At 66.7% G+C, this 15314-nt stretch carries 10 protein-coding genes and 2 pseudogenes; 10 read left to right on the top strand and 2 right to left on the bottom strand.

Annotation, left to right across the window (positions count from 1 at the left end; translation table 11 throughout):
- Positions 1 to 127: 127 nt before the first annotated feature.
- Positions 128 to 331, bottom strand: a pseudogene (locus D7X12_RS16725) (transposase); the annotation flags it as partial.
- Between the two features lie 116 nt (positions 332 to 447).
- Here D7X12_RS16725 and D7X12_RS42450 point away from each other — a divergent pair.
- From D7X12_RS42450 to D7X12_RS16675, 10 genes and pseudogenes are all read left to right on the top strand, one after another.
- A complete protein-coding gene (locus D7X12_RS42450) occupies positions 448 to 3300 on the top strand; it encodes a keratin (RefSeq protein ID WP_147443699.1) in 2853 nt (950 codons plus the stop codon).
- Between the two features lie 78 nt (positions 3301 to 3378).
- Positions 3379 to 4175: pseudogene (locus D7X12_RS45490) on the top strand (IS701 family transposase); the annotation flags it as partial.
- Positions 4176 to 4381: 206 nt separating this feature from the next.
- On the top strand, positions 4382 to 4858 hold the full coding sequence (locus D7X12_RS16710; protein ID WP_147443698.1) for a hypothetical protein: 477 nt from the start codon (positions 4382 to 4384) through the stop codon (positions 4856 to 4858).
- Positions 4859 to 4877: 19 nt separating this feature from the next.
- Positions 4878 to 5984, top strand: a complete 1107-nt coding sequence (locus tag D7X12_RS16705) for a serine hydrolase domain-containing protein (protein ID WP_120626262.1) — start codon at positions 4878 to 4880, stop codon at positions 5982 to 5984.
- Positions 5985 to 6203: 219 nt separating this feature from the next.
- On the top strand, positions 6204 to 7307 hold the full coding sequence (locus tag D7X12_RS16700) for a hypothetical protein (protein ID WP_120626261.1): 1104 nt from the start codon (positions 6204 to 6206) through the stop codon (positions 7305 to 7307).
- Positions 7308 to 7320: 13 nt separating this feature from the next.
- Positions 7321 to 9285, top strand: a complete 1965-nt coding sequence (acs, locus tag D7X12_RS16695; RefSeq protein ID WP_120626260.1) for an acetate--CoA ligase — start codon at positions 7321 to 7323, stop codon at positions 9283 to 9285.
- A 46-nt stretch (positions 9286 to 9331) separates the two neighbouring features.
- Positions 9332 to 9610 carry a DUF485 domain-containing protein gene (locus tag D7X12_RS16690; protein ID WP_120626259.1) on the top strand — a complete coding sequence of 93 codons (279 nt, stop codon included), beginning with the start codon at positions 9332 to 9334 and terminating at the stop codon, positions 9608 to 9610.
- A 16-nt stretch (positions 9611 to 9626) separates the two neighbouring features.
- Positions 9627 to 11252: a sodium:solute symporter family transporter gene (locus D7X12_RS16685; protein ID WP_120626258.1), complete on the top strand. Its 1626-nt coding sequence runs from the start codon at positions 9627 to 9629 to the stop codon at positions 11250 to 11252.
- A 174-nt stretch (positions 11253 to 11426) separates the two neighbouring features.
- The gene (locus tag D7X12_RS16680; protein ID WP_147443697.1) at positions 11427 to 13958 is read left to right on the top strand and encodes an alpha/beta hydrolase; all 2532 of its coding nucleotides are present in this window, start codon (positions 11427 to 11429) and stop codon (positions 13956 to 13958) included.
- An 11-nt stretch (positions 13959 to 13969) separates the two neighbouring features.
- Positions 13970 to 14374 (top strand): hypothetical protein, encoded by a 405-nt coding sequence (locus tag D7X12_RS16675; protein ID WP_120626256.1) that lies wholly within the window; start codon positions 13970 to 13972, stop codon positions 14372 to 14374.
- Positions 14375 to 14426: 52 nt separating this feature from the next.
- Here the strand turns inward: D7X12_RS16675 and D7X12_RS16670 are convergent, their stop codons facing one another.
- Positions 14427 to 15143 carry a bestrophin-like domain gene (locus tag D7X12_RS16670; protein ID WP_147443696.1) on the bottom strand — a complete coding sequence of 239 codons (717 nt, stop codon included), beginning with the start codon at positions 15141 to 15143 and terminating at the stop codon, positions 14427 to 14429.
- Between the last annotated feature and the right edge of the window lie 171 nt (positions 15144 to 15314).

Raw genomic sequence — 15314 nt, 5'->3', positions numbered from 1 at the left:
CCTTCTCCACCACCTCGGTCTCCCGGACCCGAGCCTCTTTCACCACCGGATTCATCGTCCCTGCCTGGGTCGCCCTGCACACTAAACTGCTGGGTACGAACTGTCTCACTCACGTTGGCAGAGAGGGCTGGCGCATGGCCTCCTGCTCGCCAGCGTCCTCCACCAGTCGCCCTGCCATCGGGTCGATGCTCTTGCGCTCGCCTTCAAGCAGCAGGCCCTTGACGTACCAGTCCATCGCTCGTCGCCGCTCTACGCGGCCCAGGCCGGAAAACATCGACTCCAGGAAGCTCTCTAGCTCTCCCTCCAGTCGCTTCAGTTGCCTCGGTGTCATGCTGGGGGAACAGTCCGCCCGCCCTCACGCATTCTTGAAGTGACCAAGTCGTACTAAGTGGCTGGTGGCCGTGGTAACGTATGGGAGTTCCTAAGGCACTTCCGGTGGAGAGAACCGTGACAAAGAACCGCCTGACTCGACGCAAACTCTTGGGCGGAAGCACTGCATCCCTGGCACTGTCCATGATGCCGTGGCAGTTTCAGTTGTTTGCCCAGACAGATCGCTCCGTCTCTCTGGACAAGAGGCATCCCGACTTCCTCATCGCCCTCACGGCGGACTCGCTTTCTCTGGCTCCCGGCGCTGACTGGACGCCTCGGATGGAGGCTTGGCGAATCGCCGCGCAGATCGCGCGAATCACCGAACAGCGCAGAAACATTCACTTCGACGAATCGAGGGCCACTGCCGAGATTCGGCATCTTCTCCAGCAGGGCCGGACCTACGATCCGACGACCTTCGATGCTTTTATCGCGCTGTTCGAGCGAGAGCCTAACGAGGCAACAAAGACGATGCTGGCTGTGATGGAAAAAGCCGGCACTGCAATGGGCACGGCGGGCACTCTAGTCACACCCATCTTCGAACCAGCAGGGATTGCTCTGGGGTTTGCTGGAGCCTTCGTCGGGTCGGTCCTTCCGTACCTTGCACAACCAGGATTGGACCTCTCCAAGAACCCGTTTCCGCCCGGCCCTGGCGACTTGGAGATGCAGCTGTTGGACCGCGCCCTCCATACACAAATACTGTCGTTTGCTAGGTTAGATACAAAGCTTCAGGTACAGCTCAATCACTTCAAAGATAGAGTCGCGATCGACATAAGCGCGAGTCCCAACAAGACATTGCAAAAAGTCCCCCAAGAGCTACGGGCAGCCTACGAGGAACTTGCTCGACCAAATCCGTCAGCACCAGGTGCACGCGAGAAGGCTCTTGAGGTGCTCACCGCGAAGCTGCTTGCGCGCCAAGAGGCGCTGGAGCGCAACACAAGTGACCTCTCCAAGCAACTCAAGCAAGCCGCCGACGCCCGAGAAGCCGAAGTAGCTCGGGTTCAAGCGGAACGCGAATATCAGTACATGAAGTCCGAGATCGCGGGGAGCGTTGGTCTTGCCTCTCTTATTATTGGATCGAGCTGGCCACAGGGTGCCCGGGCCATTTCGGCGGTGGGTGAGGTCGCCCTCCGGATGTCCGACCTGTCGCGAGCGTTTTCCGGAGGCACCATCGGTCCGCTGGCCCTTCTCAACGGATATGCTGGCGTCGCGACTGCCGTGCTCGGGCTCTTCATGGGCGGAGAAAGTGCCGACGCGGCCATCCTCAAGTCCCTGGAGCGTTTGTCGAATCAGCTCGCGGCTTTTCAGGCTCAGGTAGGTGAGCATCTAGAGTTCATCGAATCCAACCAGCGAGAGATGCTCCAGCAGCTCCAGACGCTGCTCGCCGAGTCGCTGCGTACCCGAGCGATTGCACAGGAGCACTACGATGACCTGAAGGACAGGGTCGGCCGCGCGCAGAACAGCATCGAACAGGTCGCCCGAGACCTATCGGACATCAACTTCTCACTTGCGTGTGGGCGTGCGGAGGCCGTCGTCAAGGGCGGGGAGGCTCAGACATCCCCCGAAGTCCGAGGATTGCTCTCTGATTTCGCAATTCATGGCACGAAAACCGCGACGACCTTCGCCTTCACGAAGAAGCGGGATGGCGGAGTTTCTCGGGCCGACCTCTTGGCCGACATCGCCTCCGCAAGCCGCCTCGACCGGCTGGTAGGACTCCTTCCAGAGGTCGCAGCTTCGGTGGGTGTCAAACTGCCGGAGTCCCCTGTTGCAAACCCGTTCGTTTGGAGTTCGTCGACGGAAGCGTTCCTGCAACTCGCCGCCGCTGCCCGCACGACGCCATTGGCTGTCCTCCAAGGGCCAATGGGGCGTCTCTGGAAAGCGGGGCTGACTCTCCGGGCCGCCATACGGGACACGACGACTCCCGCCGCGCTTCGGCTTGCTGCCCAACGCTATGCACTACTTGCAGGCCTTTCGGTTAAGCCAAGCCCGAAGGAGCCCATAGTTGCGACTGAACAAACAGTACTCTCAAGCGTACGAACCTCGCTTGAGAAATTCGTCGAGAAGCATAGAAGAGTGACTTGGCAGCCGGTTCATATTCGGCAGTGGCCGAAGAACGAAACCCCTCGCACTATTTATCTTATGGGCGCGGATAAGAAAGTCGCTCCCAGCCTCACCGCAAATCCAACCGCAGATCCCTTCCAGGCGGCTCTTCAGGAAAAGCTGATCACCCTGAAAGAGTTTCGACGTGAAACTATTGTGGTGTATGGCACGTGGAATAGGGTGGATTACGACCTTGGATTCAGCAGCCCTGAAGTTGAGGCGGCCTATGGAAGTGCACCGCGCCGACTGCGGTGGTTCAACATTGGTATGCCGCCGGGAGTAAACGTTCCAGAGGGTTACTGGTCCGTTTTCAATGGGAAGGAAAACGAACTCTTCGAGCCCGTCTTTGCGGGAGCGCTGCGTGTTTTGCGAGTAGGCTTAGACGCGGTGAGCTATCCTGGTTGGTTGAAATCGTGGCTGGACGGCGAGGGCCGTATGGCAGGCTCCCTTCCGCTCTTTGATGAATTCGCCGGCATTGCGCAGATGTTGCTGTCGCTTGCCGCCTGGCGCTGCGAGGGAACAGCGGCGACCACATCAGGGACGTGGCTCAACCGGGCGCCTCGACTCCTTATGGACCGCGACGGGCTGAAGACCTTCCTCGTTCAGTCGATCCTCAACAATCCCCTGAAGACCATCGCTGAGGTCGAGCAGTACGTCGATGACACCTTAAAGCGCGTAACGACCAAGCTCTCTGGCGACGTGGGCCGACTCAAGCACCTCGCCGACCAATTGGAGGGCAGCAAGGGCAAGGAGTCTCTTGCTCTTGTCGATGCGCAGCTGCGTCGGCTTGCGGCGTATGCCGCAGCGAGACGCATCGCACTTCCCGCGATCTAGTGCGACTTGGTTACTTTGGATCTTCCCTGAGGGGGCCTTGGGAGCCACTGGGGCCCAGAGTGAAATGACCAAGTAGTACTAGACGACGCCCTGGAATGGGGCGTGCGGCGTCACGTGGTACTGGCCGACGCAGGGTACGGCAGCGCCCGAGAGTTTCGTGACGGGGTGCGCGAGCAAGGGTTGCACTACCTGGTCGGAGTTCAACTCGTCCACAAGGTGTGGCCACCCGGTTCCGCGCCCACCCCACCGCCCAAGGTCGAGGGGCGGATGGGGCGTCCACGCACCGGCTGCGTGGCCGAAGGCGTGGAGCCGTGGTCCATCGAGGAGCTGGTTCGCCAACTTCCCAAAGAGGAATGGAAGACGGTTCGCTGGCGGGAAGGCAGCCGCAGCGAGCAAGCCTCGCGGTTTGCTGCGATGCGCGTGCGCACGGCGGAGCGCCATATGCAGCAAGCCGCGCCCAGTGAGGAAGTCTGGCTGCTGGCCGAATGGCCGAGAGCTAGAAGCGACCGACGAAGCTCGCTCTCAGCTCCCTACCGGAGAACACCTCTCTGAAGAAGCTGGTGCGGCTCTGGAATCTGCGTTGGCGGGTGGAGCGCGACTACCAGGAAATGAAGAGCGAGGTGGGGTTGGACCATTACGAGGGCCGCACTTGGCGCGGCTTCCACCATCACACCACGCTCTGCATGGTGGCTCCCGGATTCATCGCGCTACGTCGGATGCTTTTTCCCCCGGAGAAGGACGCGCTGGACGCTGCCTCTGGTGCGTCGCCGCCTTCAGCACCTGCTGCTGCGGCGACTGGGCCACTGCCCGCTCTGCCTACGTCACATCAGCTCCCGCGCGCCTCCTCGCGGACCGTCGCGGATCTGATCAAGTAGTATTAGGACCACACCCGCGCCTGACGGGTCGACGTCCGACGTGTCGACGCCCGCGTGTTTCGACGCGTCGAAATGCGTCGAAGCACGTCGATTCCGCCTCTCCCCACGGCCTCCCAGAGTGAAGCGGCATGCGGCACACCGCTTGCTCATGGGTCCTGGCATCCACCGGATGAATCCCTCTCCCGGTGGCCCAGGAGCCCACGACCATGTGCAACCACAACAGCCTCGGCCCGGATGGCCAGCTCAAGTCGGGTTACGACACCCGCCTGAACCCCGACATGACCCGCACCGCCGCGAAGGGTGCCGCTCCCATGTCGACGGAGCAGACCGCCAACTGCGTCGTCGTCAACCAGTGGGGCGGGACCATCACCAACGTGCAGCTGCGCCACCGCTACAGCAACAACCCCAGCTACCAGCAACAGGGCAACTGGCCCTCGCTCGCGGAGAACGTCACCAGCTCGTCGTTCCAGGCCATCTTCTGGACCGGCGCCACGGGCCACGACTACTGGTGGGTCCAGTTCGAGGATGACAACGGGAAGATCTGGTCGTGCAAGCAGAACTTCTACTGCACGCTGAAGTCCTCCGACGCGAACACCACCGTCTACTTCTTCCTCAACGGCTCCTCCGAGCAGATGCAGATCCAGATGATCAGCGGCGGCTGCGACACGTCCCTGTCGGATTAGCGGACCCCAGGCCCCAGCCATGACGCCCTCAACGCAGGACCCCGCGCGACTGAAGCAGCTCGTCGCGGCGGCCATGAAGGACTACCTGGGCACGCAGACGGAGATCGGCGTGTCGGCGGCGGTGGCCGTCGGCGACGTGCGCGCCAGCTACGTCGCGGGCCTGGCGGACCGGAGCGCCCAGCGACCGGTGTCCGAGGACACGCTGTTCCTCATCGGCTCCGTGCAGAAGGTCTTCACCAACACGCTCGCCGCCGCGCGCATCGTGGAGGGGAAGATGGCGCTGACGGATCAGATCACCCGCTTCCTCCCGGGAGAGGTCCGCCAGCAGGGCACCGTCATCCGGCAGGTGACGCCCCAGGCGCTGGGCACCATGACGGCGGGCATGCCGGGCACCAACGTGCCCGGCCACCCGGCGGGCGCGCTGTACCGGGGAGAGGTGCCGCCCCCGGCGATGTTCGACTTCTGGACGCGCTTCAACCCGGAGACGCGCGTGGGCACGCACTACAGCTACTCCAACGTGAGCGAGGTGACGCAGGGCTTCACCACCACCCTGGCCGCGCGGCGCAGCTACCCGGAGTTGTTCGCCACGGACCTCCAGGAGCCGTTCGCGATGCGTGACACGCGCGTGGACCTCACCGGCATCCGTCCGGAACGCATCGCCCAGGGCTACACGGCCAGGGGCAAGCAACTGGCCTACCGGGGCGTGGGCTTCAACTCCACCGCGTCGGACATGCTGCGCTTCCTGGAGGGCAACCTCTTCCGCGTGCCCACCATGCCGCTGCTCACCTACCGCGCGATGAAGCTCGCGCACACGCCCCACTTCGAAATCTCCGCGCGTCAGTCCATTGGCCTCGGCTGGTACATCACCGACGCGGGAGGCGGCGCGAAGGTGCTGAGCAAGGCCGGCGGCAACGGCGGCTTCGTGGCCTGGGTGGGCTTCCTGCCGGGACACGCCGCGGCGGTGGTGCTCCTCACCAACGGCCACCCGACCACGGGCGTGAAGCTGCCCGCCATGGGCCGGCGCATCCTCCTGGAGGCCGCGGGGCTCCAGGCGCCCATCGGTCCGCCGGAGGTAGAGGACGACGCGGACGCGGGCATCACCCCCGAGGACGACGCGGAAGCCTGAGCCGATACACATGGGGCCACGCACGCTGACGCGCTGCGTGGCCCCTATCTCGTTGCGTGGCCCGGTGTGACCCCGGCGTTACGACGCGCTGCGCGAAGCGTTACGGGCGGTAACGCCCTGTCACCTTCCGCCACATCCTGACGCAACGGGCCAACCTGCAAGGTCCTGAAACCCGGAGCGCGCGCGGGTGGAACGGGCGTTGCTCTGGGGTGGGGGCCCATGCGCCCCGACCTACGCTCGCTCCCCCGGTGGATGCTGTTCGTGGCCCTGCTGACCGCACTGCCCGCTGCGGCAGGGAAGATTCAACTGGGCGACGATGCGGTCCTCAACGTCAACGCCCTGCTCCATCCCCAGATGCAGCTCGTGAAGGACGGCGCGCCGGTGGGCGGCGTGGGCACGGACTTCTTCCTGCGCCGGGTGCGGCTGCTCGTCTTCGGCTCCATCACCAGGCGGCTGTCGTTCTTCATCGACACGGACCAGCCGAACCTGGGCAAGAACGGCGACTGGAACCCGGCCTTCTTCATCCAGGACGCGACGATCGCGTACGAGGTCGCCGACAAGACGTGGGTGGAGGCGGGCTTCATCCTCGCGCCGCTGTCGCACCAGTCCCTGCAGGGCGCCATCGCGCTCCACACGGTGGACTACCACTCCGACCTCATCCGCTTCCCGCTGGGCGTGGGCAAGGTGTGGCGCGACATGGGCGTGCAGGTGCGCGGCTTCGCCGGGCCGCTGACGTACCGCGCCGCCATCCTCAACGGCGTGGAGGGCTCCCGGCTGGAGAACGGCCAAATCGTCAACCCGGACGACCTGCCGCGCTTCGTGGGCCATGCGCGCTACAACGTGTTCGGCCGCGAGGAGGACCTGTTCCTCCGGGGCATCTACTTCACCGACCATCCGCTGCTGTCGTTCGGCATCGGCGGTGACTACCAGTACTCCGCCATCGCCACCGCCTCCGGCGTGCACGACGCGGTGGCCCTGGCGGCGGACGTGTTCCTGGACCTGCCGGTGGGCGAGGACCAGGAGTTCATCTTCCAAAGCAACGTCTTCTCCTGGCAGCAGGGTTACGACAACCCGCGCAGCGGCACGGGCTTCTTCGTGGAGCTGGGCTACCGCATCGGCATCGTGGAGCCCGTCCTCTCCGGCGAGTACTTCAACGGCCGCGTGGATGCGCAGGACCTGCTCACGCTGCGCCCCGGCTTCAACCTCTGGTTCCAGAAGCACACCTTCAACCTGAAGACGGAGGTGGCCCTGTCCCGCGCGGGCGACCTCTCCAACGCCTCCACGGGCATCACCGGCACCGCCCAACTCCAACTCTTCTACTAGAGGACCTTCCGCCATGGCCCCTGCCCAGGACCTGCTCGTCGCGCCCAAGGAAGCCTTCCGCCGCACCGCCCACGTGAAGAGCCTGGAGGACTACCAGCGCCTCTACCGTCAGAGCCTGGACGCCCCGGACGCCTTCTGGGGCGAGCAGGCCCGGCAGCTCCACTGGTTCCACCCGCCGGACACCGTCCGCGAGGTGAACGAGGCCGCCGCGGACTTCACCTGGTTCGGCGGCGGCAAGCTCAACGTCACCGTCAACTGCGTGGACCGCCACGCGAAGGCGCGCCCGGACAAGGCCGCCATCATCTGGGCGAAGAACACGCCCGGCGAATACGAGGTCATCACCTTCAAGGACCTCCAGCACCACGTGGGCCGCATGGCCAACGTGCTCAAGGCGCACGGCGTGAGGAAGGGCGACCGCGTCATCGTCTACCTGCCCATGGTGCCGGAGCTCGTGTACACGCTGCTCGCGTGCGCCCGCATCGGCGCGGTGCACTCGGTGGTGTTCGCCGGCTTCTCCGCGGACTCACTGCGTGAGCGTGTATTGGATTGCGGCGCGAAGGTCGTCGTCACCGCCAACGAAGGCCCGCGCGGCCCCAAGAACGTGGCCACCAAGGCCATCACCGACGAGGCCCTGGAGGGGCTCTCCCAGGTGACGTCCGTGCTCGTCGCGCGCCGCACCGCCAAGGAAGTGCCCATGCGCGAGGGGCGCGACCACTGGTTGGACGTGGAGGTGAAGAAGCACCGGGGCGTCTGCCCCGCCGAGTGGATGGACTCCGAGGACCCGCTCTTCATCCTCTACACGTCCGGCTCCACCGGGAAGCCCAAGGGCGTGCTGCACACCACGGCGGGCTACCTCGTGTACGCCGCCACCACGTTCCGCTACGTCTTCGACACGCAGCCGGACGACGTGCACTTCTGCACCGCGGACGTGGGCTGGGTGACGGGACATTCGTACCTCGTGTACGGCCCGCTCTGCACCGGCACCACCACGGTCCTCTTCGAGTCCACGCCCACCTGGCCGGACGCGGGCCGCCTCTGGCAGGTGGTGGACGACGTGAAGGCCACCACGCTCTACACCGCGCCCACCGCGCTCCGGTCCCTCATCAAGGAGGGGGACGCGTTCGTGACGAAGTCGTCGCGCAAGTCGCTGCGCCTGCTGGGCAGCGTGGGCGAGCCCATCAACCCGGAGGTCTGGCGCTGGTACCACGACGTGGTGGGCGAGGGCCGCTGCCCCGTGGTGGACACGTGGTGGCAGACGGAGACGGGCGGCATCCTCATCGCGCCGCTGCCGGGCGCGACGCCGTGCAAGCCCGGCAGCGCCACCCTGCCCTTCTTCGGCGTGGAGCCGGTGCTGGTGGACGAAGCGGGCAAGGTGCTGGAGGGCAACGGCGTCAGCGGCAACCTGTGCCTCGCGCGCTCGTGGCCGGGCCAGGCGCGCACGCTGTATGGCCACCACGAGCGCTTCGTGGAGACGTACTACGCGCGGTTCCTGCCGCTGTACTTCACCGGCGACGGCTGCCGCCGCGACGAGGACGGCTACTACTGGATCACCGGCCGCGTGGACGACGTGCTCAACGTGTCCGGCCACCGGCTGGGCACCGCGGAGGTGGAGAGCGCGCTCGTGGCGCACGAGGCCGTCGCCGAGGCCGCCGTGGTGGGCTACCCGCACGACCTGAAGGGCACCGGCGTGTGCGCCTTCGTGACGGTGAAGCCGGACTTCCTGCGCACGCCGGACGAGCAGATGCGGGGCGCGCTGCGCGAGCAGGTGCGCCACGTGATTGGCCCCATCGCGTCCCCGGACCGGGTGGTGCTGGTGTCGGGCCTGCCCAAGACGCGCTCGGGGAAGATCCTGCGCCGCATGCTGCGGAAGATCGCCAGCGGTGAGACGGAGAACCTGGGGGATGCCAGCACGCTGGCGGACCCGGCGGTGCTGGAGGAGTTGCTGACCAAGGGGCTGCCTCCGGCCCCGCGGCGCTGAAGGCTCGCGTTCCTCAATCCCATTCGTTTCCCAAGGAGGCACACCGATGTACGGCAATTCCAAGGACGACGTCCTGAAGACACTCGCCGCCGCGCGCTGGCGCGTGGCGGGAGCGCTGACGGTGGCGATGCTCGTGACCTACCTGGGCTTCATCCTGTTCGTGGCGTTCAACCGGCCGCTGATGGGGCGGCAGCTCATCCCGGGGTTGTCCATTGGCATCGTGCTGGGGGCGCTCACCATCCTGGTCGCCTGGGTGCTGACGGGCGTCTACATCCTGTGGGCCAACCGCAAGTACGACCACATCCTCGACGGACTGCGCCGCTGATCCGAAAGGCCCTGCCATGAATCCTCCGACCGTGGGCTCCCAGATTGGCCAGCCCAACACGACGGCCATCGTCTTCTTCCTCCTCTTCGTCAGCATCACGCTGGCCATCACGTACTGGGCCGCGCGGCGCACGAAGACGACGTCCGAGTTCTTCGCCGCGGGCGGCAACATCAGCGCGGCGCAGAACGGCTTCGCGCTGGCGGGCGACTTCATGAGCGCCGCGAGCTTCCTGGGCATCGCGGGGCTCGTGGCCACGTCCGGCTTCGACGGGCTCATCTATTCGGTGGGCTGGCTGGTGGGCTGGCCGGTGGTGACGTTCCTCATCGCGGAGCCCCTGCGCAACCTGGGCAAGTACACCTTCGCGGACGCGGTGGCCTACCGGCTGAAGCAGACCCCGGTGCGCCTGTCCGCCGCGGTGGGCACGCTCACGGTGGTCATCTTCTATCTGATTGCCCAGATGGTGGGCGCGGGCAACCTCATCCACCTGCTGTTCGGCCTCTCGTATGAGGTGGCCGTCGTGCTCGTGGGCGCGGTGATGATCCTCTACGTGCTCTTCGGCGGGATGATCGCCACGACGTGGGTGCAGATCGTCAAGGCGGTGCTGCTCCTGGGCGGCGCGTCCGCACTGGCGGTGGCGGTGCTGTGGAAGTTCGGCGGCAGCCCCGCGGCGCTCTTCAACGAGGCGGCGAAGATGTACGGCCCGGAGGTGCTGGCCCCGGGCAAGCTGGTGGCGAACCCGCTGGAGACCATCTCCCTGGGCGTGGCGCTGATGTTCGGCACGGCGGGCCTGCCGCACATCCTGATGCGCTTCTACACGGTGCCGGACTCCAAGGCGGCGCGCACGAGCGTGTTCTACGCCACGGGCCTCATCGGCTCCTTCTACCTCGTGACGTTCATCCTGGGCTTCGGCGCGGCGGTGCTGGTGGGCCGCCAGGGCATCACTGCGGTGGACAAGGGCGGCAACATGGCGGCGCCCATGTTGGCGGAGGTCGTCGGCGGCACGGGCTTCCTGGGCTTCATCTCCGCGGTGTCCTTCGCCACGATTCTGGCGGTGGTGGCGGGGCTGACGCTGTCGGGCGCGGCGGCGCTGTCGCACGACCTGTGGTCGCACGTGGTGCGCAAGGGACAGGCGCCGGAGCACGAGCAGCTCAAGGTGGCGCGGCTGGCGAGCCTGCTCTTGGGCGTGGTGGCCATCCTCCTGGGCGTCGTCTTCAAGGGGCAGAACGTGGCCTTCATGGTGGGGCTGGCGTTCGCCGTCGCGGCGAGCGCGAACTTCCCGGCGCTGCTCTTGTCCATGCTGTGGAAGGGCTTCACGACGCGCGGCGCGGTGGCGAGCATGCTGACGGGCGCCTTCAGCGCGGTGCTGCTCATCTTCCTGTCGCCCACGGTGCAGGTGGAGCTGTTGGGCAACGCGTCCGCGCCCTTCCCGCTGAAGAACCCGGGGCTCGTCACGATTCCGCTGTCGTTCTTCGTGGGCTGGCTGGTGTCGCTGCTGTCGCCGGAGGCGGAGGCGTCGCGGCGGTTCGCGGAGGTCCAGCACCGCATGCACGTGGGCGCGGTGATTCCGCCCCCGGTGACGGTGCCCCCCGGCGTGGCGGGGTCGGTGCCGCCCGGCATCCCGGAGGCTCCGCACAAGGTTTGAAGGCTGCTCGGCCAGGGCGGAACCCGGGAGTTTCCAAAGGGGCCCGGGTTCCGTCCTTCTTCAGCTGAGCGTGGGACCGGGGGGCATGGGCCTGTCTGTTATTGCCCGCGCTGTCGGACCCCGTTTGCATCCACCGGCCGCTTGAATGGGATGGTTCCCCTGGGGGAGCCTTCCATGCGTGACGTACCGACCGGGAGCTTGAAGCTCGAGGACACCGCGTTCCTGTCCCCGCCGCCTGTCGGTGCGCCGCTGTACCAGGGCGCGAAGGCGCTCGTCGTGCACGGCTTCAACCCCGGCGCGACGCTCGACCTGGAGCGCAATGGCGTCATCGTGCTCACGGGCGTGCCGGGCGGCTTTCCCCAACCCGTGGGAGCGCTGCTGCACCTGTCCGCGCCACTGGTGGCGGGCGACGTCGTCCGCGCGCGACAGCAGGCCCACGGGGTCACCAGCGGCTGGTCTCCCAGTGTGACGGTGCGCAAGCACACGCAGGACCATCCCGACGGCCTTCCACGCCCCCGCGTTGCTCCGGCCCCCGTCCATCGCTGCGGGTCGCGGACCGGTGTCGCCAACCTGCTCACCGGCAGCGAGGTGTGGCTGACCGCGAATGGCACCGAAGTCGCCCGGGTGCAGGGCGCTGCACCCCAGCAGGGGCTCGATGTCAGGCCAGAGTACGGCCCGGGCCAGCAGGTGCGTGCGTGGGCGAACCTGGATGGGGATTCAAGCCCGCCCTCGCCTGTCCAAGACACGGTCGCGGCGCCAGTCCCGTTGCCCACGCCGGGCTTCTACCTGGCGTATGACGGCACCCGGCAGGTCCAGGTGACGAACCTCGTGAACGGCGCCCGCTTCGAGCTGTCGCGCAACGGGGCCTCCCTGGGAACCTGGCGCACCTGGGGAGACACGCACCGGGTCGACCTCCCGGCGCCGCTCGCGGCGGGAGACCTGCTCTCCGCCGTCCAGTGGCTGTGCCCGGGCACGCAGAGCGAAACCAGCGAGTTTCAGGTCTGGTCCTGTGGGCAGCTCCCCGCGCCGCAGGCCGAGCCCCTCCAATGCGGCGACACCTCCATCACCCTCTCCATGATGGCGACCGGCGCCACGGTGAAGGTCTACCGCAACCTCGTGAAGGCCGGCGAAGGTGGAGGTCCGGTGGTGCTGCTCAACGCGCCCGTCGAACACGGCGATGTCGTCCACGTGGTGCAGTCCCTGGGAACGTGCGTGAGCCAGACCGCGCGGGAGCTCACCTGCCTGTGCGTCGCACCGCACGTGACGTCCGACCCCTCCGGGCTCGACCTGTTTCCGGTGGGCCAGGTGGACTACGACGGAGGCACGACGAGCATCGGCGGGCAGACGCTGCAAATCCGGGGCTCGGTCTTCTACCCCGCCCAGGACGACGGAGGGGAGGTGCCCTTCAACAAGCGGCGGGGCAAGCGGGGACCGGTGCCCCTCGTCTTCATGGCCCACGGAAACCATTCGCCCGACGCTGCGAGTTCTCTCGGCTACGACTACTTCCAGCAGGCGCTCGCGCGGATGGGCTTCGTCGCGGTGTCGGTCGACTGCAACCAGCTCAATGGGTGGACCGGCGGGCCGGGCAACATCACCGACCGCGCCGACCTCATCAACGCGTCCATCGCGCACTTCCAAAAGCTCAACGCCGTCGGCCAGCGCTTCGCGGGCGTGCTCGACTTCGACAAGGTCGGGCTCATGGGGCACTCGCGAGGCGGCGAGGCGGTGGTGATTGCTCCGTCACGGCTCAGCAGGCCGAGGGCCGTGAACATCCGCTGCGTGCTGTCGCTCGCGCCGACGGACTGGGGCGCGACCCAGGGTGCGCTGGAGGGCTGCGAGTTCCTCACGCTCCTCCCCGCCGCCGACGGAGACGTGTTCGAGAACGACGGCGCGAAGTATTACGACCGCTGCCGGCCGCCGACGTTCAAGTCGCAGCTCTACGTCCACAATGCCTGCCACAACTTCTTCAACCGGCGCTGGCTGGAGAATGACAACGGCGGGAACCTGCCGACGATGTCCCGGTCCGCGCACGAACGGGTGCTGTTGACCTACGGCTGCGCATTCTTCCGCTCCGTCCTTGCGGGACACGACACCCTGGGGTTCCTGGTGGGCACGGAGCTGCCGCCCGCGACGCTCACCTTCCTGGTGCACCTGTCCTTCAAGTGGTCGGCGGGGCTGACCGTGGACGACCACGAGCAGGGCAACACCATCGCCAGGAACTCGCTCGGACAACCCACGACCCAGAGCGGGCTGGTGGCGGGCGAGTACCGGTTCCATCAAGCCACGGCCACGCAGTACAACGACTCGTTCTACGGCGACTCCATGGGCATGGTGGCGGAGCCCGGAGCGGCTCCCGGGACGTTCCGCTCGCAGCTGGATCCGCCGGTGACGCTCAGCGGGAAGGAGCTGTGGATCCGCGTCGCGGATGTCTTCATCAAGGACATGCCCCCCGCGCAGACAGGCTTCCAGCTGGGAATCGAGCTGACCGATGGGACCGTCGAATGGGTGGACTCGGATGCGGTGGGCGGCGTCCCGCTTCCCTTTGACACGGTGTACCTGACGAAGAGCATGCTCTCGACGCTGCGGTTTCCCATCCGCTGTTTCGGTTCGTCGAAGATCCTCCGGGTGGCCCGCGCCATCCAGCTGCGGCTCAACCGGGAGAACGCCCGGCCCCTCGCGTTCGATGACCTGCAAGTCATCGGGTAACGGAGCACGACATGGCGACTCAGGATGGCGGCGCGGGGCCCGAGGACACACGCAAGCAGCGGCCCGCGGTGCCCGGAATCAAGTCAGCGGTCGCGCGTCGCGTCCGCTATCCGAAGCCCCGGCGCTTCTTCACCGCGGGCCAGGAGCACGCGGAGTCCGACGTGCTCGAGGTCGACGTGGAGACCGACGCCGACTTCCCCATCGCCGGGACGGGGCCGGCGCTCTTCGTGGGGGACATGGTGCTCATCGACAGTGAGCGCATGGGTGAGCGCCGCTACCGCTTCTTCGCCCCGGCCTCCACGCCCGTCGCGAAGGACGCGGCGGTCTGCCTGGGCCGGGCGGGCTCTGGCATCCCCAGGCCGGAGACGCCGCAGGGGCTGCTGCGTCTGGAATGGAGCGCGGACGGAGGCCAATGACGCGCGCGTTCCCGGTGCGGGTGCGACGTCCGTTTCGATTGCCTGGGGTGCCTTACGGCATGGAGCGCAGCTGGTCCCGGAGGTCCTCCAGGGGCCGCTGGCTCGTGCGGATGCGGCCGCGATTGGGGACGTCGAGATCCAGGAGGGTGAACATGACGGCGGTCGTCAGCAGCGCGAAGATTCCCCAGAGAAACCACCCGCGCGCGTGCGTTTCCGGCCGGTAGCCGAGCAGCAGGCCCGAGCCGAGAATCCCGATGAGCAGCAGGACGAAGATGGTGTCCGGGATCTGGTTCCGCGCTGCCGACAGCCGCTCCGCGGAGACGTCAATCATCTCATTGAGGGCCTGGGTGGTGAGGATCAGGACCCCGGTTGGGAGCTGGGGCGCGACCGCGTCCAGTCGTGACCACAGCTCTGCGTGAAGCTGAGCCGATTCCTCCAGGAGGCGTGTGAAGTGTGGCGGGTCCGACGCGGCCGCGTAGGCCTCGAGTCGAAGGTCGATGTAGCGGCGCAGCCGGGTCCGCATTTCGCCGCGCGTGGGTTCGGGAAGGAAGCCAGCGCGCAGGTAGTAGGTGCCGATGGCGTTCGCCTCTTTGGTGACGAGCTCGCGGCGCAGGGTGAACCGGTCCTCGGCCATGGAGAAGGCGAACGCCAGCAGGAGCGCCACCAGGCCGAGCATCGCGGCATGGAGCGGGGACGCATCATCGAGTCCCGGTTTGCGGTGGCTGAGCCGGAAGCCCACATCCAGGAACAGGAAGATGAGCGCCGCCATCCCCAGGGCGAGCAGCCAGACAGGAACCGTCCCGATGATTTGCATCCCCCTGCCCTCCCCAGGCCCCGGGACTTCCGACCCAACGTCAGGAAGCCAGCGCCTTGCTCGCTCCACGGATTGGAAGCCGGATACGGTGGCGTCTGGCTCCGGAGGAGGCAACGAAGGCGCCGG

Source organism: Corallococcus sicarius (assembly GCF_003611735.1).
Lineage (GTDB): Bacteria > Myxococcota > Myxococcia > Myxococcales > Myxococcaceae > Corallococcus > Corallococcus sicarius.
Note: the sequence above shows the minus strand (reverse complement) of the source record. Positions and strands in the feature narration are given on the sequence as shown.

Bases quoted from the DNA above. Each gene is read 5' to 3' on its own strand.
- D7X12_RS16710 (WP_147443698.1), top strand. From the start codon at position 4,382: ATGTGCAACCACAACAGCCTCGGCCCGGATGGCCAGCTCAAGTCGGGT.
- D7X12_RS16705 (WP_120626262.1), top strand. From the start codon at position 4,878: ATGACGCCCTCAACGCAGGACCCCGCGCGACTGAAGCAGCTCGTCGCG.
- D7X12_RS16700 (WP_120626261.1), top strand. From the start codon at position 6,204: ATGCGCCCCGACCTACGCTCGCTCCCCCGGTGGATGCTGTTCGTGGCC.
- acs (WP_120626260.1), top strand. From the start codon at position 7,321: ATGGCCCCTGCCCAGGACCTGCTCGTCGCGCCCAAGGAAGCCTTCCGC.
- D7X12_RS16690 (WP_120626259.1), top strand. From the start codon at position 9,332: ATGTACGGCAATTCCAAGGACGACGTCCTGAAGACACTCGCCGCCGCG.
- D7X12_RS16685 (WP_120626258.1), top strand. From the start codon at position 9,627: ATGAATCCTCCGACCGTGGGCTCCCAGATTGGCCAGCCCAACACGACG.
- D7X12_RS16680 (WP_147443697.1), top strand. From the start codon at position 11,427: ATGCGTGACGTACCGACCGGGAGCTTGAAGCTCGAGGACACCGCGTTC.
- D7X12_RS16675 (WP_120626256.1), top strand. From the start codon at position 13,970: ATGGCGACTCAGGATGGCGGCGCGGGGCCCGAGGACACACGCAAGCAG.
- D7X12_RS16670 (WP_147443696.1), bottom strand. From the start codon at position 15,143: ATGGCGGCGCTCATCTTCCTGTTCCTGGATGTGGGCTTCCGGCTCAGC.